The sequence below is a fragment of the Micromonospora sp. MP36 genome (assembly GCF_008119785.1).
Taxonomy (GTDB): domain Bacteria; phylum Actinomycetota; class Actinomycetes; order Mycobacteriales; family Micromonosporaceae; genus Micromonospora.
Window position 1 is genome coordinate 1 of record NZ_VSFA01000128.1, and the last position, 17,025, is coordinate 17,025.

The following is a 17,025-nucleotide window of genomic DNA, read 5'->3' on the forward strand; positions in this document are numbered from 1 at the left end:
ATGTATTCGGTCACTACCAGCCTGCCCATTCGGTGTGGCCCTTTCAGTAGAACGCGCGGGTGTTGAAAGACGCCACGCGAAGCCGCGCGATCCGTCAGCGAGAGCGTTGATACGGTCGAGCGCATTGCCCGGCCTGCTCTGGCAGGGTGCGCGCTCGATGTCGCTCCACGAGGTGGAACCGTATTCGCCGCGCACCCTGCGGGAACAGGTGCGGCGGCCATCATGTCCGAGATTCTGGAAAACATGTCCTGCCGGACCGCGTCACGCGCTCCTACGATGACACCATGCACGAGCGGCGTGTGGTCGTCGCCGGCTATGACGGCATCGAGCTGGTGGACGTTGCGAGCGTCACCAGCTGTCTCGCCATGGCCAACCGGCTCGGCGCGACGCCCGCGTACGCCGTGCGGTTCGCCACGCTGTCCGGCGGCGCGGTGCGCTGTGACTCCGGGCTGGAGCTGTCCAGCCAAGTGGCGTTGCAGGACGTGAGCGGCACGCACACCCTCGTCGTCTCCGGCGGTCTTGGGCACGCCGCGGCCGCCGCGGACGGCGGCCTGCTTGCCCAGGTCCAGAGGCTGGCCCGGAGCGCGAGCCGCGTGGCGTCGGTGTGCACAGGTGCGAGCGTGCTAGCCGCGGCCGGGCTGCTCGACGGTCGACGGGCAACCACGCACTGGCACCATACGGCCGAGTTGGCCGCCGCGTATCCAGCGGTCCGCTTCGACCCTGCGCCGATCTTCGTGCGGGACGATCACGTGTGGACGTCCGGCGGCGTCACCGCAGCGCTCGACCTCACCCTGGCGTTCGTCGAGGCCGACCACGGCGCCGAGTTGGCCCGGTGGGTGGCCATGGGCATGGTCACCTACCTGCAGCGACCGGGCAACCAGGCGCAGATGAGCATGTTCGTGCGTGCCCGGCGCCCCGAGCACGCCGTGGTGCGGCGCGTCCTCGACCACGTCACGGCCAATCCCGGCACGGAGCTCTCCACCGCCCGGCTCGCCGCGGTGGCCGGTGTGAGCGAACGGCACCTCACCCGGCTGCTCGTCGCCCACGCCGGGCAGACCCCAGCCCGACTCGTCCGTCAAGTGCGGCTGGAGGCAGCTGCCACCGCCCTGGTCACCACCGACCAGGCCGTCTCGTCGATCGCCAAGGCGACCGGGTTCCGCTCCGGCGAGACCCTGCGCCAGGCGTTCAGCGCATGGTTCGGCATCTCGCCGACGCAGTACCGAACGGTCCACCGTCGGCGCACACAGAGCTCCTGATGGAGTGACCTGGGTCTTCCGTCATCGCGCGGTGGCTGTGGCGTCAGCCCTGGCGGCGGTTCCAGGGCCCGGTGACGGCGTACGTGATGCCCGGGTTGTAGACGTTGAAGAACATGGTCCGGCCGTCGGCGGAGAACGTCGCTCCGGCCAGTTCGCCGTACTCCGGGTCCCCTGCGGTGCCGATGTTGACCCGGTTACGCGCGAAGACGAACACCTCGCCGTCGGCGGTCGTACCAAGGATGTGCTGGTCCCCGATCCCGTCCTCGCACATCATCAGCCCCCCGTACGGCGACATGCAGATATTGTCCGGGGCGTCGAACTCCGGGTTCTCGGGCGCCGGCGTCGGACGGGTGAAGATGGTCTCCAGGCGCAACGTGTGGGCTCGCGGGTCGTACCGCCAGACCTGCCCGTCGTGGTCGCGGGCCGAGCCCAGCTCACGCCGGGCGAACGACGAGACGAAGTAGGCGCAGCCGTCCTTCTCCCCCCACCAGGCGCCCTCGATCTTGTATCCACCGGTGATCGGCTTGGGGTAGTCCTGGGCGCGGACCGACTCCGTCGTCGCCAGCGGGTCCGGCACGTCAAGCCACTCGACGCCGGAGAAGGCCGTGCCCGCCTCGGTCACCACCGACAGGTCCGGCAGGTCCGGGACGTGCAGGGCCTGCAGCACGCCGCCTGCCCGCAGGCTTCCGTGGCCGCCGAGCGGCCGGTTCGGCAGGAAGCGGTAGAAGCTGCCCAGCGGCGCCACGAACGCGTCCTCGGTCTCGTAGACGATGCCGGTGCGCGGGTCGACCGCGACCGCCTCGTGCTGGAACCGGCCCATCGCCCTCAGTGGTGTCGGATCGGTGTTGCGAGCATCGTCGTACGGGTCGACCTCGAAGATGAACCCGTGGTCCTTCGTGTACCCGCGGGCCCCCGCCTTGTCTTCGGTCTCCTCACAGGTCAGCCAGGTGTGCCACGGCGTCCGACCGCCGGAACAGTTGATGGCCGTGCCGCCCAGGCTGACGTGCTCAGAGACGGCGCGGCTCGACGCGTCGACGGCGAGCGTGCTGGTCCCGCCCCCGGCGGCCGGGTCGTACGTGCGCTCCGGCGGAGCCGCGACCGTGATCTTCGCGGTCGGGGAGCACTCATGGTTGCGGACCAGGCGAGTGCCGCGCGCCTCGTCGGCGAAGGCGCCCATACCGTCGAACCGGCTCGGCACGATGCCACCGTCCGGCCGGACGGTGCCTTCGCGCGACAGCACCGTGTAGCGGAAGCCCACCGGCAGGTCGAGCATGCCGGCCGGGTCAGGCACGAGCGGGCCGTAGCCGACCTCCGGGCCGGACACCCCCAGCGCGGGTGCCTCCGTGAACAGGGCGTCGACCGAACCGACCACGGCCACAGCGAGACCGGCCCCGGCCGAGCGGGACAGGAACTGGCGGCGAGACATAGACACGGATAAGCCTCCTAGACGTCGCGGACGGCTGCGGGCCATCCGGCATCGACCCGAACCGCTCGATCAACTACGTCACATCCCGCCCCATCCGTCAAGATGCCGATCGATTTGACCCCGCCAACTGTGGCAGCCGCATCACCCCCGCCCCACGCCGACGGATATCGATAGCGCGAAACGATGTTCGCCGCATGCCGGACGGACCGGTATGAACCACCCCATGGCCACCGAGCGGCGGCTGTCGGACCTCACTGGCCCCAAACCTCCTTGGCACCTACCCAGGGGAGGGGCAGAGACTCGTCACGACGTGATCAAGTCTGGTACTGCTGCCGCCGGGTGTCCGCCAGGTATTCGGCGAAGATCTCACCGAGGACGCGCAGTGCGATCACCGCCTGTTCGTCGGCCTTGCCCAAGGTCCGGGCGCAGGCGGTGAGCGTCTTCCAGAGGGCCCAGCCGCGCCCACGCGCCCACCTCGCCCCGTCGACGGACAGTCGCTCTCGGAACGCCTGCCGGCCCTCGGCGGTCAACAATGTCCAGGCGATCGCCAGGTCACAGGCCGGGTCGCCGACGCCGCACGTCCCAAAGTCGATGACAGCGGCGAGTTCCCCGTCGTTGAGCAGGAGATTTCCCTGGGCGACGTCACCGTGGAACCAGGTCTGCGTACCGTCCCAGGATGCGTCCAGTGCGTTCTGCCAGATCTCGCCGGCCAGGTCGACGTCGACGTGGCCGTCCAGCGCCGTGAGCGCGCGCTGGACTTCGCGGCCGTAGGTGCGCAGCGTGCCGCCCCGGAACCAGTTGTGCAGCCCGGGGAGGGGGCCGCCGGTGGGATCGATGCTCTGTAGTCCTGACAGGAACTCGGCCAGGTCGATGGCGAATCGGATGGGGTCGGCGATGCGGTCCGCGCTCGCCGGCTCGCCGTCGAGCCAGGAGTAGATCGACCACGAGTACGGGTAGCCTGCGCCGGGTTCCCCTTTGGCCAGTGGGACGGGGATGGGCAGCGAGAGCCGGGGGGCGAGTTCCGGCAGCCAGCGGTGCTCCTTGTCGACCGCCAAGGCGTACTCGGCGGCGCTGGGCAAACGCACCGACATCCCGGCGCCGAGGTGGAAGGTCCAGTTGTCCCAGCCGCCGTTGGCTACCGGCTGAACCGGGAGGTGGGCCCACTGCGGAAACTGGTCGGCGACGAGCCGACGCACCAGGCCCGCATCGATGGCGATGCGTTGGGGAACGGGACCGAGGTGCGGTGTGTTGCTCACCGAGACGTCCTCGTCCGATCAGGGCAGTTCAGCGTGTCGCCACGAGTCACGCCAGGGACAGTACAGGTCCTCGGCCCTGAGGCGCGGGGAATAAACACCCGCAACGGGTGTGCCGGTGATCCCGCCGCCACCCCGGAACCACCCAGCTCCGGCGCCGGGCGAGATCACCGGCACTTCGTCAACGACCGCCGTTACGAGATCGACTCGGGCGCGCCCTAACCGAAGAAGACCACCGCGAACACGGTCCCCGCGACGAGCCCGCTGACCACCGGGATGAAACACCTGCGGGCGAGGGCGATCACCGGCACCCGGGCGAAACCGGCGACGGCGATGAGCGAGGACCAGGCGACGAGGGTCCCGCCACCGGACCAGATGTTGCCCATCTGACCGACGGCGGCGAGGGTGCCGGCGCTGATCCCGGCAGCCGGACCGAGGCTGCCGGCCAGCGCGCCGGTCAGCGGCAGGCCGGAGAAGCCCGACCCCTCCAGGCCCGCGATCATGCCGATGATCAGGATGCCGAAGGCGGCGACGAAGCCGCTGTGCGGGATGTGGTTCTCGGCGGCCGTGACCAGGTCGTACAGCAGCGCGGGGCCCTTCGCCGGGTCGGCGGTGCCGAGGATCTGCCCGGAGAAGTCGCCGTTGCCGATGAAGAAGAAGCCCGCGATCGGCAGCACGACCCCCATGGCCTTGAACGCGAACACCAGTCCGTTGACGACGTGCGTCGCGGAGCTCTCCAGGAAGGCCTTGCCGTCACCGGCGAGGGCGGCCAGGAAGACGACGAGCGCCGCGATGCCACCGACCAGGGCGGCGGCGTCACCGCCCCGCAGATCGGGCACGCTGTCGGAGAACGTGGCGACCACCATGTACACGATCAGCGCCAGGTACGCCACCGGCACGAAGATGGCGAAGAAGGTCGGCACCAGCGGGTTGCCGCGGTAGCCGTTCGTGTCGTCCGTGCCGTCGTGCGGTTCCTCGTCGTACTCCTCCCGCAGCGCGACGCCGTGGCCGCTCGTCGGTGGCCCGCCCCGCAGGGACGGGACCTCCCCGCCACCGGCCGACCGGTCACCCGCCCCGACCAGCTCACGCTCGCGTTCGGTGACCGCCAGGTCCCTCGCGCGCTGCCCGCTGCCGTCCGCCGTCAACTCCCACTCGGCGAGCAGGGCCGGATCAGGTCGGCGCATCGCGCGGAACTCCATCAGGTAGGCGACTGCGAGGGCGACGGCGCCGACGACGAGGGAGAGCACCATCGCGCGGTCGGCGACGAGGTTCGCGTCCACCCCCGCCGCCTTCGCCGACAGCCCCGGCGCCACCCGGATGACGTAGTCGGAGGAGAGTGCCATGCCCTGGCCGGCGATCGCCACGACCAGTCCGACGGCCATCGGCCGTAGACCTGCGCGGATCGCCACCGGGATGAGCACCGCGCCGATCAGCGGCACCGCCGGGGTCGGCCAGAAGAACAGCGAGATGAAGTACGTGACGACCACCAGCGTCCAGAACGCGAGGTGGCCGTTGCGCATCACGCCTCGGAACGGGGCGACCATCTTTCGGTCGGCGCCGATCGCCTGCAACGAGTGCAGCATCGCCGTGACGAGCGCGATGATCAGGAAGATGTTGAACAGAGCCGTCGCCGCCACGAGGCTGGCGTTGAACACCGCGGAGAGCCCGCGGATCACACTGTGCGAGAAGACCAGTGCGGTCGCGAACGTCGCGACCACGGCCGGTACCACGATGTTCTTCCGGGCGATCATCGTCGCGATGATGACGACTACGCCGACGAGATAGACCCAATGGGCCGCCATTAGCTGCATCTGCCACCTCACTGCCTCTTGCAGGGAGTCGATTGCAGGTCAGAGTCCGCGTGCGGCGTATCCAGCGTCTACCAGCGATGTGCACAGGCCGGCGGTCAAAGATTGTGCAGGCTGCCGTAGCGCCGCCCCTCGGTGACGACGCAGTCTCAAACCGTACGTGACCTGCGGATACGACGGGAAGGACGGGACGTGCGGGACACCCGGCCGGGGGCTGGCACCGCGTTCGCCACGCCGGCCGGCCGGGAGACGCTGCCCGGGCGAACGCGGGCAGGGCTCGGTGTCCTGCTGACCCTGCTCGGCGCGACGCTGCTCGGCACCGTCATCAACAACGTGCTCAACGTGCCGTTGCGCGACATCACCGCCGACCTCGGCGTCTCCCTGTCGTCCGGGGTGCTCGTGGTGAGCAGCTTCGTCCTGGTCCTCGCCGCCAGCATGGCGTTGAGCGGCTGGGTGGGTGACCGGTTCGGCCGACGCCGTACGGTCATCGCGTCACTGGCCCTGATGGCGGTGGCCATGGTGGGGGCGGCGCTCGCCCCGTCGCTGCCCGTCCTCGTCGCGATGCGCGCCCTGCAGGGCATGGCCTGCGCGGCCTACCCACCGGCGGTCATGGGCATGCTCGCCAGCATCTACGGGCCGAGCCAGCGGACCCGCACGATGAGCGCCTGGGCGGCCGCCAACGGCATCGGGCAGGCGATGGGCCCCCCGCTGGGCGGCCTGCTGGCCGACCTCGCCGGATGGCGGGCGATCTTCTGGTGCCTCGCTCCGGTGGCCGCGATCCTGCTGGTCACCACCGTGCTGCTGGTGCCCGACGACCGCGGGCACGGCGCCGCGCTGCACTGGCCCGGTGCGCTGTCGTTGACCCTCGGCGCCGCGTTCCTGATGACGGCCGCCACCACCGTCCCGCAGCACCTGATGCCGCCCTGGGCCACCGGCACGCTCGCCGTGGCGGGCGTGGCGCTGCTGGCCGTCTTCGCCATCTCCTCCACCAAGGCTGTGGCGCCCATCATCCGGCCGCGCCTCATCATCGAGTCGCGGTTCCTGCGCAGCGCCGTGGCCGCGGCCGCCCAGATGTTCTGTCTCGCCGCCACGCTCGTCGCGGTTCCGCTGTACCTCACGGGCACCCTCGGGCGGGCCACCGCCGTCACCGGCCTGCTGGTGCTGGCCTTGCCCGCCGCCATGGCCGTGCTGGCTCCCGTCGTCGGCCTGCTCAGCGAACGCGGCAGGCCGCGCTTGATCCTGCGTACCGGTCTGGTCCTGCTCGGCGTGGCGGAACTGCTGGTGGGGCTCTACACGGGCAGCGGCGGCCGTAGCACGCCGTTGCTCGTCGCGTTGCTTCTCACCGTGGGTGTGGGCGTGGCCCTCGTCCAGACACCGTCCGCCGCCGGCGCGACCCGATCACCGGCCGGCCGGTCGGGTGCTGCCCTCGGACTGTTCAACATGATGCGCTTCGGTGGGTCGGCGCTGGGCGCGGCCTGGGTGGCCGTCGTCTATCCGCACGGCGCGCTGCCGCTGCTCTTCGCCGGATGCACGGCGGTCGCCGCCATCGGGCTCGTGGTCAGCTTCGTCGGACCCGACCCGTCCCCGCTCGACGTCCATGCACCGTCGCCGACCACTACGTCGGGCTGAGATCCCGGTCGACGGCCGTCATCGTCTCGGCGAGCAGGTTGAGCTTGTGCGCCAGCCACACCGCGAACTGATGCTCGGCATCCCGCAGGTCCAGCTGCAGCAGCCGCGACGCCCGATCCAGCTTGTACAGCATCGTGTTGCGGTGGATGTGCAGTTCCCGCGCGGCGGCGTTGAGGTTCCCGCCGGAGGCGACGTAGGCGATGACGGCCTCCTCCAGGCCGTTCCCACCGGCGCGGGAGCCGCGTAGTGGGGCCAGCAGGTCCCGGGCGAACGCCTGCCCCTGCGGGCTCTCCGCGAGCTCCGCCAGGGCGGCGAACACCCGCAGGTCCTGGAAGCCGCACACCTGGTCCATGCCGAGGCGGTTGCGGATCCCGAGCGCGATGCGCGCCTCCCGGTAGCTGTCGAAGATGCGGCCGGCGCCGCCGACGCAGCGCCCGTACGCCACCGCCACCCGGCGCTGGGTTCGGCGTTCCAGGTCCGCCTGCAGGGCGCGCGCGAAGTCCGCCAGCGCCCGGTCCTGCGCGTCGGGCGAGTCCCGGCGGCCCGCGGGGTCGACCTGCCGGACCACCGCCAGGACGTCGCCGACCACCGTCGCCAACGTGTGCACGTTCGGCCGGGCGTCGAGCCGGGCGGCGTGCCGGGCCAGCTGGAACAGGGCGGTGGGGGAGTCGGGGCTGCCGACCGAGCCGAGCCCGTTCGCCACGACCACGCCGTAGGTCGCCCCGACCGGGAAGTCGTAGTGCGCCGCCCGGGCTTCCAGCTCGTGCTGGTTGGAGAAGCGGCCGTGCAGCAGCGCGTGGACGAAGTCGCCCCGCGCCCGCTCCTGCGCCTGCTCGACGCTGCGCATGCGCAGCATCTCCGTACCGACGATGGTGGCGGCCTGCTCGACAACCACCCGGTGCTGCGCGATCTCGTGCGGGCTGGGCGGATCGGCCGACTCCACGATGAGCACCCAGCCGTCGTGGCGACCGCCGAGGAGGATCGGATTGAGCACGCAGGTCGCACTGATCCCGTCGATCAGCAGCCGCCGGACCTGGGGCCCGGCGTGCGGCTGCGCCACGACATCCAGTCCCGCCGCACCACGGGCGGCGGGTCGCGGGTCGGCGGCCTCGCCGGGCGCCTCCCCGCGCAGCGCGTCCGCGACCGACGCGGACTCGAACAGCCGGTCGCGGCTGCGTTCGAACGCCAGCACCCGGTACTGCGGGTCGAGGATCGCCGCCGTGCAGCCGGACAACCGGGCCATCTGCTGCCCGAGCGCGGCCAGGCCGGCCCCGCGGTACAGCAACTCCACCAGCGCCCGGTGCACCCGCAGGCCGTAGCGGAGGACGTGCGTGTCCCGGGCCAGGACCAGCTCCGCCACCAGTTCACTGAGCTGGCGGAACGCGACGTGCGCGCCGACGTGGATCACCGGCAGGCCGCAGCTCGGGTCGGCGACAACATCGGCCTCGCCGGCGACGACGAGGGCGGCGGCGTTGCGCCGGCCGAGATCGGGTAGCAGCGCCGACCGGACCTGGTCGGCCCGGGCATGGACGACAACCCCGGGCAGCGGGTCGTCACTGGCCTGGACCTCGTCCAAGGGCAGGCACCAGCTGACCGCGGTGTCGAGCAGGTCAGCGGACGCCGCCGTACGCGCCTGACGAAGCAACCGTTCCTGCAACAACCGGCCCACCGTCAGGTGCTGCGGGTCCGGGTCGGGCCGGCCGTCGAATGCCATCGCTGATGGGTCCGTCATGACCACTCCTTGGACAGGTTGCACAACCTACCCCCGTCGCATCGCGGCAGTCTAGCCATTGTTGGCGGTCTCCGCGCCCGGGCAGGCTGGTCGCACGGACCGCCCGGTAGTGGGGCAGAGGAGGCAACGTGCACAGGATCTACCGAATCACCCTCGACGACGCGCTTCCCGTGCTCGCCGCAGCTCGAGCGAAGGCGGAGGAGATCGGAGTCAAGCAGACGATCTGCGTCTGCGACGACGGCGGCCACGTGCTCGCGCTGCATCGGATGCCCGGTGCCCGCCTCACCGGCGTCGAGATCGCGATGGCGAAGGCGTTCACCGCGGCCGGCCACGAGCGCGCGACCCACAAGTTCAACGAGCCGCCCAACGGCCCGGCGCTGCCGGGCAACGAGGCGTTCGGGATCAGCCACATGCACCCCGGGAAGTTCGCCATCTTCGTCGGCGGGTTCCCCATCGAGTACGACGGCCAGATCGTCGGTGCCGTCGGCGTCAGCGGCGGCAACGGCGAGCAGGACAAGGCGGTCGGCGCCGCCGCACTGGAGGCGTTCGCCAAGCACGCCGCGGAACTGGGACTCGGCGGGTAGCCCCGGTCGAACACGCCGTCGCCGCCGACGTGCCGCCGCCCCGGCACGCCGGCGCCGACGTGCGGATCGACCCGGCGCCCCCACCTAGTGGTGACGCCGGGACTCCTCGAGAGCCAACGGGGTCTCGAGGACCACCACGGTCGCGGCGATCTCGGTATCCGGGTCGTAATCCTTGAGGACCACCCGTACCGGAAGTCCGATCTTGTCCTTGAACTCCTGGGCGAGTCGCCGCTTGCCCTCGTCCAGCAGCGCCACGTCCACCTCGCGGGTGATGTCGCGGTGCGCGGAGTCCAGCGCCGCCAGCGCCTTGACGCGCTGGTGCTGGGCGAGGATGAGAATCCGGTCGTCCAACAGGTCGACCCGCTGCCGGCTCACACCGACGCCCGCGATGCCCTGGTTCACGGCGTTGTAGACGCGCAGAATCTCCTGCTTGAGCTCTCCAGGCGTCCGGGGCGGTGTGCTGCCTGAGTGATCCATGGCGCGACTGTAGTGATCGTCTGACGGCGCGGTCGAGACCTTGACACGCCGCGGCGAGCGCCGTTATATATCACAAACCTCTGAAGCGCCGTTCCCACAGGTACGGGCCGACGAGGACGTCGTGACACAGAGCCGACGAACGGTCGAGGGAGCTTCCGTCCCGAAGAGCCCGACAGCTGTCGCCGATGGCGGTTGGCGGTCTGCGCGTGCTTCGCGCACACCGCCGAATCCGAGCGGTGGCAGCTCTTTTGCTTCCGCCGCACCAGATCCAGTGCGTGTCGCACTGGCGTCAACGGAAAGGCGGACGAAACGCGTGACGAACAAGGCGGTGTCGCAGACCTGTCCGACCGTGGCCGACGTGGTCGCGGCCCTCGACGGGTTGACCGGCGGCCGGATCACCAGCTCCGACGGAGGCCGCAACCCGTGGGTGATCAGCAAGGACTCGGGAATACCCGGCAAGGCGGTGACCGAACGGCCCGGCCTGGTCTGGGGGGCCACCGAAAAAACCGTGCGGCGGCTGGCGGTCGCGATGACCATCACCGAACACCACATCGAACTCGCTCATGCCAGTGGCGTGGACGCGATCGTCGCGCACCACCCGATCGCGGATGCGGCGAGTTCCGGCGGGGTCGCGCTCGCCGACTACCTCTCCCTCTACGGGGTCGCGGTGCTGGAGTGCCACGAAGCCTTCCACGGACTGCACCCCGGCATGGCCCACCTCCACGGCCACCGGCCCTTCTACGTCAACCCCGCCTACGACGGGGTGCACGGACTGGTGGTCATGGTCGGCCGGCCGCTGCCAGGCGTCGCCACGGTCGGTGACGTGCTCGCCCGGCTCGACACGGGCCTGGAGCGGTCCCTGGACCGGCGCATCCTGGACGGCGAACGCGCCGTCCGCCAGTGCGCCGAGCTGACGGACAGCGCCACCGCCCCCGGGATGCGGGTGCTCGCCGGCGCGCTCGACGACCCGCTCGGCGAGGTCGTCCTGCACGCCTTCCCGCACACCGGGTTCGGCGAGAAGCAGCTCGCCCAGTTGCTCGCCGAACACCCCACCATCTCCACGGTCATCTTCAGCATCAGCGCGACCGCCCCGGACTCGGCCGTGGTGGCCAGTGCGGCCGCGCGCGGACTCAACGTACTGGTGGGCAGCACCCACGCCGCGGAGATCTTCGAGAACGGACTCCCGCTGGCGTTCGGACTGTCCGCGCTGCTGCCCGACGTCGACGTTGTCCTGTTCCGGGACCGAGTCGTCTCGATCCCGATCAACCGGGTGGGCACGGGCCCGCTGCGCGCGTACGGGCGCACGATGGCGCAGGAGCATCTGCTGCCACGGGCCGAAGCCGTACGCACTCGCGTCGCCGCGACGGCAACACCCCTCAGCCACTCCGAGCAAGCGAGCTAGGAGACAACCATGGAAATGACCCCAGCGCACTGGGTGTACCTCGCCGGTCTGGCTTCACTGATCATCGTCATGGTCGCCCGGAAGAACGTCGTGGTGCCGGCCATCGCCGCGACCTTCCTCACCGCCGTGACCTTCACCGGCAGCGTGCCCGGGGGAGTGGCGTCGGTGTTCCGCGCCAGTCTGGTGGCCGCCTCGGAGCTGTTCAACATCTTCCTCATCATCGCGCTCGTTACCGCGATGCTGGCCGCGTTGCGAGCCATCGGGGCCGAACACCGGATGGTCGCGCCGTTTCGCCGGCTGATGGTGAACGGGCCGATCGCCTACCTCGTCCTGTTCATCGTCACGTACGTCTTCGCGCTGTTCTTCTGGCCCACGCCGACCCTCGCGTTGATCGCGGCGATCCTGCTCCCGGCCGCCATCCGAGCGGGCCTGTCCCCGATGGCCGGCGCGATCGCGATCGCCATCGCCGGGCAGGGCATGGCACTGGCCTCCGACTACGTCATCGGTGTGGCGCCCGCTCTCTCGGCCAGCGGCGCCAAGGTGCCGGCCGATCTGATCGCCGATCGGGCCCTGATCCTGTCGTGGGTCGTCGGGATCGTCGCGCTGGGCATGAGCTACCTGATGACCGTACGCCGTCGCCGACCCGGCCTGGCGGCCGCCAGCGAGGCCGGTGCCGAGCTGGCGGCGAGCCGGGCGCAGGTCGAACTCGCCCCCGCCGGGGTCGCCGCAGGCGGCACCTCCGGCGGTGCCACGGGCGGCGGTTCGGGCGGCACACCTGAGCAGCTCGGCCAAGCCCTGGCGACCAAGCAGCCGCCGCGGGAGGCGCTGGCGGACGGGCAGCCGGCACTCACCGACGCCGTGCTCGACGGCGATCCTTCCGGCCGACGCGACCGTCGCGCCAAGGTGTTCGCCGTGCTGGTCCCCGCCTCCTTCGGCGCGCTGCTGATCTACATGCTGCTCGGGCGCTTCACCCACCTGGTGTCGGTCGACGACGGCGCCGGGGCTCCGCTGGTCGGGGGCCTGGCGGCGCTGCTGCTCCTCGCCGTGGCGTTGACCAGCGACGGTGTCCGCTCCCTGGAGAGCTGCGCCGAGCACATCGTCGACGGCCTCTCCTTCGCGTTCAAGGCGATGGGCGTCGTCATCCCCATCGCCGGGTTCGTCTTTATCGGCATCTCGGACTTCTCCGGCCGCATCATGGGGCTGGCGGACGGGACGACCGCGCCCGGTTTCCTGTTCGACGCGATCCGCAGCGTCGAGCAGCACATCCCGCACAACCCGTTCGTCATTATGTTCGCCGTCCTGCTCGCCGGCATGACGGTCGGACTCGACGGATCAGGGTGGGCGGGCCTGCCGCTCACCGGCTCCCTGTCGGAGGCGCTCAGCCCCCATGCCGGAGTCGACACCGCCACGCTCGCTGCCATCGCGCAGAACGGCGCGTCGTGGACCGGCGGCGGCACTCTGGTCATCTGGTCCTCGCTGATCGCCGTTGCCACCTTCTGCGGGGTGTCCGTGGTCGACCTCGCCCGCAAGCTGTTCCTGCCCGTGGTCACCGGGCTGGTCGTCAGTGCGGTGGTGGCCGCGATCATCTGGTAAGCCTCCGAGCCTTCGAGCCGGATGCCGGCGCTGCTGTCAGGGATGGGCGGCAGCGCCGGCATGACCAGGAGACCCCGGACCGCAGAACTTGCTCGTGTCCTGCGCGTAGGGCGCGGCCGCCGAAACTGCCCGCGGCGAACTCCCACGGCCAGCCGGTGATTCCCTCGAGCAGGCGAGCGGGCCGGGCGCCAATTGGATCCATCGACGCGCAGCCGGAAGCGCAGCTGAAAGATCAGCGGCCGAGGCCGGCCTCCCTTGCCCGCACGATCGCCTCGGCACGGTCGGCGACCCGCAGCTTGGCGAACACGTTGGACACGTTGTTGCGGACCGTCGTCTGCGACAGGAACAGCGCCTGGGCGATCTGGGCGTTGGACCGCCCCGCCGCCAGCAACTCCAGGATCTCTCGCTCCCGAGCGGTCAACTCGGGGAAGGCCGTGCCGGCGCTCGGCGGCCGGCGGCGAAGAACTCCGGGATCCGCAGGGCGAGCGCCGCGCCGAAGACCGCGCCGCCCGATGCCACGGTCTGGATCGCGCGGACGATCTCCTCCTGTTCGGCACCCTTGATCATGATCCTCGACGCGTTCTGGCCGCTGTCGATGCTCGGCATGTTCGTCATCGGCCTCAAGATCCTCTTCACGGGCCGTTGGAAGGGCGCTGCCCGGGTGTGGCCGACGGTCGCGGAGAGCTGGGCCGTCGTCACCGTCCTCACGTTTGTGATCTTCGGCGAGCCGCTGTCGAACTGGATCGGCGGCGGGCACCTGCTGCTCGGCTACGCGACGCTGGGCGTCATCCTGGCGCTGCGCCCCGAGCTGACCGGCCCCGGGACTGAGCAGGACAGTGTTGACGTCGCGCCCGGGGCCGCGACGAGTCGTCCCCGGGCGGGCGTCGACAGGCATCCCATGAGCGCCGCTGTCAGGCGGCCGGGTTGTCGTTGAGCGGCTCGCGACGTCGCCAGGCGATACGTTCGTCGTAAGGCGCGCCGGTTCCGGGGCGGCCGTGGTTCGGCCGTTTCCTGCGGGCGAAGTCTTCCCGTTGCGTCATGTGCCGCGACCTGGCCGGTACTCAGCGGCGATCTTGGGCACTGCCGTCGCTGACCGAGGACGCGGCGGGTCGCGCAAGGCCACAGCGGGTGTCGCGGAGTTGACCGTGCCCGGAACAGTTGCGGGACAACGACTCCTCCAACCTTTCGGCCACTGTGGAGGCCGCAGGCGGCGCGGTAACTTCCGACCTGGCAGTAACTCACATCGATGGGCTGATGAGCCGACCGGACGCCAGCGAGGGAGCACTCATGACAGATCAGGTTCGCACCCGCCGAAGAGTCGTGGGCGCGTTCGTCGCCGGAATCCTCGCCGCCGGGTCGCCGGTCGCGTTCTCACCGGCACAGGCAGCGGACGCGAACACCTCCGAAAACGCCGTCATCGTCTGGGACCGCAACGCGCAATCCGCGATCTGGGACGTGGCCGGCCAACAACCCCAGGTCCAGGCGCGCAGCTTCGCCATGGTGCACGGCGCCATCTACGACGCGATCAACGCCATCGCCGGCCGGCCCTACCAGCCCTACCTGACCGCACCGGCCACCAACGGCCGAGAGTCGGTGAACGCGGCGGTCGGCAGCGCGGCGTTCCAGGTGCTCAGCTCCCTGTTCCCGGCCCAGCAGACCCGGCTGCGGACGCAGTACGACGAATGGCTGGCGACCATCCCCAACGGCAGCGCGAAGCGGCGTGGCATCTCAGTGGGCAACCAGACCGCCGCCGCGATGATCAGCGCCCGGCAGAACGACGGCGCGTTCGGCGACACGGCCTGGCCGGTCGGCACCGGGCCGGGCCAATGGCGGCCCACCCCGCCGACCAACGCCAACGACGGGGCATGGGTGGCGAATCTCAAACCGTTCCTCATCCCCAGCGCGTCGATGTTCCGCACGTCCGGCCCGCCGGCGCTCACCAGCGAGCAGTACGCCCGGGACTTCAACGAGGTCAAGGCGATAGGCGCGGCCGACAGTCCGACCCGGACCGCCGACCAGACGCAGGCCGCGATCTGGTGGCACGACCGGCACCTGGGCGAATGGGAGATCAAACGGCAGCTCGCCACGACGCAGCGGCTGAACACCCTGCAGACGGCGCGGATGTTCGCGATGGTCGACCTCGCCGAAGCCGACGCCACGACCGCCTGCTACAACGAGAAGGGCGCCTGGACGTTCTGGCGGCCGGTCACCGCGATCCAACTGGCCGACACCGACGGCAACCCGGCCACCGAGGCCGACTCCACCTGGATGCCGCTCCTCGTCACGCCGCCACACCCGGACTACACGTCCGGGCACACGTGCTTCACCGCGGCGAGCATGTCGGCCCTCAGGCACTTCTTCGGCCGGGACGACATCCCGTTCAGCGCCTACAGCGAAGCCTCGGGCACCACCCGGTACTTCAGCGGCTTCTCGCAGGCCCTCGCCGAGGTCATCGAGGCCCGCATCTGGGGTGGCATCCACACCCGGACGGCCGACGTCGAGGGCGCGAAGATCGGCGGCCAGGTCACCGCGTACATGATCAATAACTACTTCCGCCCTCGGCGGTGACGCGCCGGGCGTCAGCCGGCGCAGTTGTTGTTGCACGCCGGCTGGGTCAGCACGCTCGCTGCGGCCGCGCCGCTCAGGCGCGGCGTTGCGCTGGGCCGGACGACTCGCGCAGCACCAGCTGGGTAGGCAGCCGGATCGCCTCGCCGTCGCGTTGTGATCGTGCGGCGAACTGCTCGATCAAGAGCTCCACCGCGAGCCGGCCGGCGTGCGAGCCGGGCCCAGCCAGGGTGGTCAACGAGGGATGGACGAAATCGGCGGCGAAGATGTCGTCGAACCCGACCACGCTGATGTCGGCCGCGACTCGAACACCGCGCTGGGCGAGGCGTCGGATGATGCCGATCGCCAGGAGGTCGTTGTGAGCTACGACGGCCGTCACACCGGTGCGCAGTGCTCCGTCGGCGGCGGCCCCGCCGTTGGCGACGTTGGGGGTGTACGGACCGATCCGGTGCGCCGTCAGGCCGTGCGCTTCGGCCCCGGCGCTCAGTGCCGCCCAGCGCGCCGCACCCATCCAGGAGTTGGGTGGCCCGGCGCAGTAGGTGAAGCTCTGGTGCCCGAGCGAGGCCAGGTGTTCCAGGATCTGCTGACAGCCTGCGACGGTGTCGAACGCCACGCTGGTCAACCCGGGCAGCTCTCGGTTGAACAGGACGATCCGGTGCAGTTTGGCGAGGTCGCGCAGGACCTCGTCGCCGAGTCGGCTGGAGGCCAGCACGAACCCGTCCACGCCCGCGGCCAGGTCCCGGATCTGGTTCTCTTCGATGCGCCGGGATTCCTCGGCGTTGACGATCACCAGAGTGACGTCGGACGCCTTCGCGCGCTGCTCCGCGCCGCGGATCAGCTCAAAGAAGTGGGGATTGGTGATGTCGGACAGCACCATGGCGATGGTGCGGTGGCGTGGACCCGGAAGGGCGCGGTTCTGCGGCCTGTGCTGGTAGCCGAGCTGTGCGGCCGCAGCGACTATCCGCCGTCGCGTCGCTTCGTTGACCCGGCCGGGCTTGTTGAACGCCCGGGAGACCGTCGACGCGGCCACGCCGGCAGCTTGCGCGACGTCAAAGATGGTGGGCTCCACGAACGCATCTAGGCCGTGTCTCCCGGATCATGGCTTGGGGCGGTCCGGTTTTGCGCGTAGCCAGATGAGGATGTCGGCGATCTGTACGGTGGCGCGGTAGCGGCAGGCGAGCTTGTCGTACCTGGTGGCCACGGCGCGGAACTGCTTGCGCCGGTTCATCAGCCGTTCGATGGTGTTGCGTTGCCGGTAGCGGTGCGGGCGGAACGTGGGCGGCCGGCCACCGCGTGGCCC

General features: G+C 70.6%; 15 protein-coding genes and 1 pseudogene. 7 read left to right on the forward strand and 9 right to left on the reverse strand.

All coding sequences use genetic code 11. The features are described 5' to 3' along the window. Positions 1-284: 284 nt before the first annotated feature. Positions 285-1,256 (forward strand): GlxA family transcriptional regulator, encoded by a 972-nt coding sequence (locus FXF52_RS36475; protein ID WP_148804235.1) that lies wholly within the window; start codon positions 285-287, stop codon positions 1,254-1,256. Between the two features lie 43 nt (positions 1,257-1,299). Here the strand turns inward: FXF52_RS36475 and FXF52_RS36480 are convergent, their stop codons facing one another. From FXF52_RS36480 to FXF52_RS36490, 3 genes are all read right to left on the reverse strand, one after another. Next, positions 1,300-2,682 carry an alkaline phosphatase PhoX gene (locus FXF52_RS36480; RefSeq protein ID WP_148804246.1) on the reverse strand — a complete coding sequence of 461 codons (1,383 nt, stop codon included), beginning with the start codon at positions 2,680-2,682 and terminating at the stop codon, positions 1,300-1,302. A 314-nt stretch (positions 2,683-2,996) separates the two neighbouring features. Next, positions 2,997-3,938 carry an aminoglycoside phosphotransferase family protein gene (locus tag FXF52_RS36485; protein WP_148804236.1) on the reverse strand — a complete coding sequence of 314 codons (942 nt, stop codon included), beginning with the start codon at positions 3,936-3,938 and terminating at the stop codon, positions 2,997-2,999. A 215-nt stretch (positions 3,939-4,153) separates the two neighbouring features. Next, positions 4,154-5,746 carry a hypothetical protein gene (locus FXF52_RS36490; protein WP_148804237.1) on the reverse strand — a complete coding sequence of 531 codons (1,593 nt, stop codon included), beginning with the start codon at positions 5,744-5,746 and terminating at the stop codon, positions 4,154-4,156. Between the two features lie 189 nt (positions 5,747-5,935). Between FXF52_RS36490 and FXF52_RS36495 the strand changes: the two genes are divergently transcribed. Next, positions 5,936-7,372, forward strand: coding sequence for an MFS transporter (locus tag FXF52_RS36495; protein WP_187413926.1), 1,437 nt, complete (start codon positions 5,936-5,938; stop codon positions 7,370-7,372). On the opposite strand, the gene FXF52_RS36500 is transcribed toward FXF52_RS36495, so the two are convergent. After that, positions 7,359-9,104 carry a CdaR family transcriptional regulator gene (locus tag FXF52_RS36500; protein WP_148804239.1) on the reverse strand — a complete coding sequence of 582 codons (1,746 nt, stop codon included), beginning with the start codon at positions 9,102-9,104 and terminating at the stop codon, positions 7,359-7,361. The two genes, FXF52_RS36495 and FXF52_RS36500, sit on opposite strands and share 14 nt — an antisense overlap. Positions 9,105-9,232: 128 nt before the next feature. Here FXF52_RS36500 and FXF52_RS36505 point away from each other — a divergent pair, with 128 nt between their 5' ends. Beyond that, positions 9,233-9,688, forward strand: coding sequence for a heme-binding protein (locus tag FXF52_RS36505; protein ID WP_148804240.1), 456 nt, complete (start codon positions 9,233-9,235; stop codon positions 9,686-9,688). Positions 9,689-9,772: 84 nt separating this feature from the next. Here the strand turns inward: FXF52_RS36505 and FXF52_RS36510 are convergent, their stop codons facing one another. Continuing rightward, on the reverse strand, positions 9,773-10,165 hold the full coding sequence (locus tag FXF52_RS36510; protein WP_148804241.1) for a Na-translocating system protein MpsC family protein: 393 nt from the start codon (positions 10,163-10,165) through the stop codon (positions 9,773-9,775). A 313-nt stretch (positions 10,166-10,478) separates the two neighbouring features. On the opposite strand from FXF52_RS36510, the gene FXF52_RS36515 reads away from it, so the two are divergent. Together FXF52_RS36515 and FXF52_RS36520 are read left to right on the forward strand one after the other, a co-directional pair. Further along, positions 10,479-11,567 carry a Nif3-like dinuclear metal center hexameric protein gene (locus tag FXF52_RS36515; RefSeq protein WP_222870877.1) on the forward strand — a complete coding sequence of 363 codons (1,089 nt, stop codon included), beginning with the start codon at positions 10,479-10,481 and terminating at the stop codon, positions 11,565-11,567. A 9-nt stretch (positions 11,568-11,576) separates the two neighbouring features. After that, the gene (locus FXF52_RS36520) at positions 11,577-13,160 is read left to right on the forward strand and encodes a hypothetical protein (RefSeq protein WP_222870878.1); all 1,584 of its coding nucleotides are present in this window, start codon (positions 11,577-11,579) and stop codon (positions 13,158-13,160) included. A gap of 232 nt (positions 13,161-13,392) precedes the next feature. Here FXF52_RS36520 and FXF52_RS43575 read toward each other — a convergent pair whose 3' ends face one another. Together FXF52_RS43575 and FXF52_RS43580 are read right to left on the reverse strand one after the other, a co-directional pair. After that, positions 13,393-13,581 carry a response regulator transcription factor gene (locus tag FXF52_RS43575; RefSeq protein ID WP_255472729.1) on the reverse strand — a complete coding sequence of 63 codons (189 nt, stop codon included), beginning with the start codon at positions 13,579-13,581 and terminating at the stop codon, positions 13,393-13,395. Further along, positions 13,578-13,727, reverse strand: coding sequence for a hypothetical protein (locus tag FXF52_RS43580; protein ID WP_255472730.1), 150 nt, complete (start codon positions 13,725-13,727; stop codon positions 13,578-13,580). Before FXF52_RS43580 ends, FXF52_RS43575 begins: the two co-directional genes overlap by 4 nt. Here FXF52_RS43580 and FXF52_RS43585 point away from each other — a divergent pair. Both FXF52_RS43585 and FXF52_RS36535 read left to right on the forward strand, forming a co-directional pair. Then, on the forward strand, positions 13,726-14,094 hold the full coding sequence (locus tag FXF52_RS43585) for a hypothetical protein (RefSeq protein ID WP_187413927.1): 369 nt from the start codon (positions 13,726-13,728) through the stop codon (positions 14,092-14,094). The two genes, FXF52_RS43580 and FXF52_RS43585, sit on opposite strands and share 2 nt — an antisense overlap. A 353-nt stretch (positions 14,095-14,447) precedes the next feature. Continuing rightward, the gene (locus tag FXF52_RS36535; RefSeq protein ID WP_148804243.1) at positions 14,448-15,728 is read left to right on the forward strand and encodes a vanadium-dependent haloperoxidase; all 1,281 of its coding nucleotides are present in this window, start codon (positions 14,448-14,450) and stop codon (positions 15,726-15,728) included. Positions 15,729-15,801: 73 nt separating this feature from the next. Here the strand turns inward: FXF52_RS36535 and FXF52_RS36540 are convergent, their stop codons facing one another. Continuing rightward, the gene (locus tag FXF52_RS36540; RefSeq protein ID WP_148804244.1) at positions 15,802-16,794 is read right to left on the reverse strand and encodes a LacI family DNA-binding transcriptional regulator; all 993 of its coding nucleotides are present in this window, start codon (positions 16,792-16,794) and stop codon (positions 15,802-15,804) included. Positions 16,795-16,821: 27 nt separating this feature from the next. Then, positions 16,822-17,025: pseudogene (locus FXF52_RS36545) on the reverse strand (IS5/IS1182 family transposase); the annotation flags it as partial.

Excerpts from the sequence above, each read along its gene's own strand:
- FXF52_RS36475 (WP_148804235.1), top strand. The coding sequence starts at position 285 with ATGCACGAGCGGCGTGTGGTCGTCGCCGGCTATGACGGCATCGAGCTG.
- FXF52_RS36480 (WP_148804246.1), bottom strand. The coding sequence starts at position 2,682 with ATGTCTCGCCGCCAGTTCCTGTCCCGCTCGGCCGGGGCCGGTCTCGCT.
- FXF52_RS36490 (WP_148804237.1), bottom strand. The coding sequence starts at position 5,746 with ATGCAGCTAATGGCGGCCCATTGGGTCTATCTCGTCGGCGTAGTCGTC.
- FXF52_RS36500 (WP_148804239.1), bottom strand. The coding sequence starts at position 9,104 with ATGACGGACCCATCAGCGATGGCATTCGACGGCCGGCCCGACCCGGAC.
- FXF52_RS36510 (WP_148804241.1), bottom strand. The coding sequence starts at position 10,165 with ATGGATCACTCAGGCAGCACACCGCCCCGGACGCCTGGAGAGCTCAAG.
- FXF52_RS36520 (WP_222870878.1), top strand. The coding sequence starts at position 11,577 with ATGGAAATGACCCCAGCGCACTGGGTGTACCTCGCCGGTCTGGCTTCA.
- FXF52_RS43585 (WP_187413927.1), top strand. The coding sequence starts at position 13,726 with ATGATCCTCGACGCGTTCTGGCCGCTGTCGATGCTCGGCATGTTCGTC.
- FXF52_RS43580 (WP_255472730.1), bottom strand. The coding sequence starts at position 13,727 with ATGATCAAGGGTGCCGAACAGGAGGAGATCGTCCGCGCGATCCAGACC.
- FXF52_RS36535 (WP_148804243.1), top strand. The coding sequence starts at position 14,448 with ATGACAGATCAGGTTCGCACCCGCCGAAGAGTCGTGGGCGCGTTCGTC.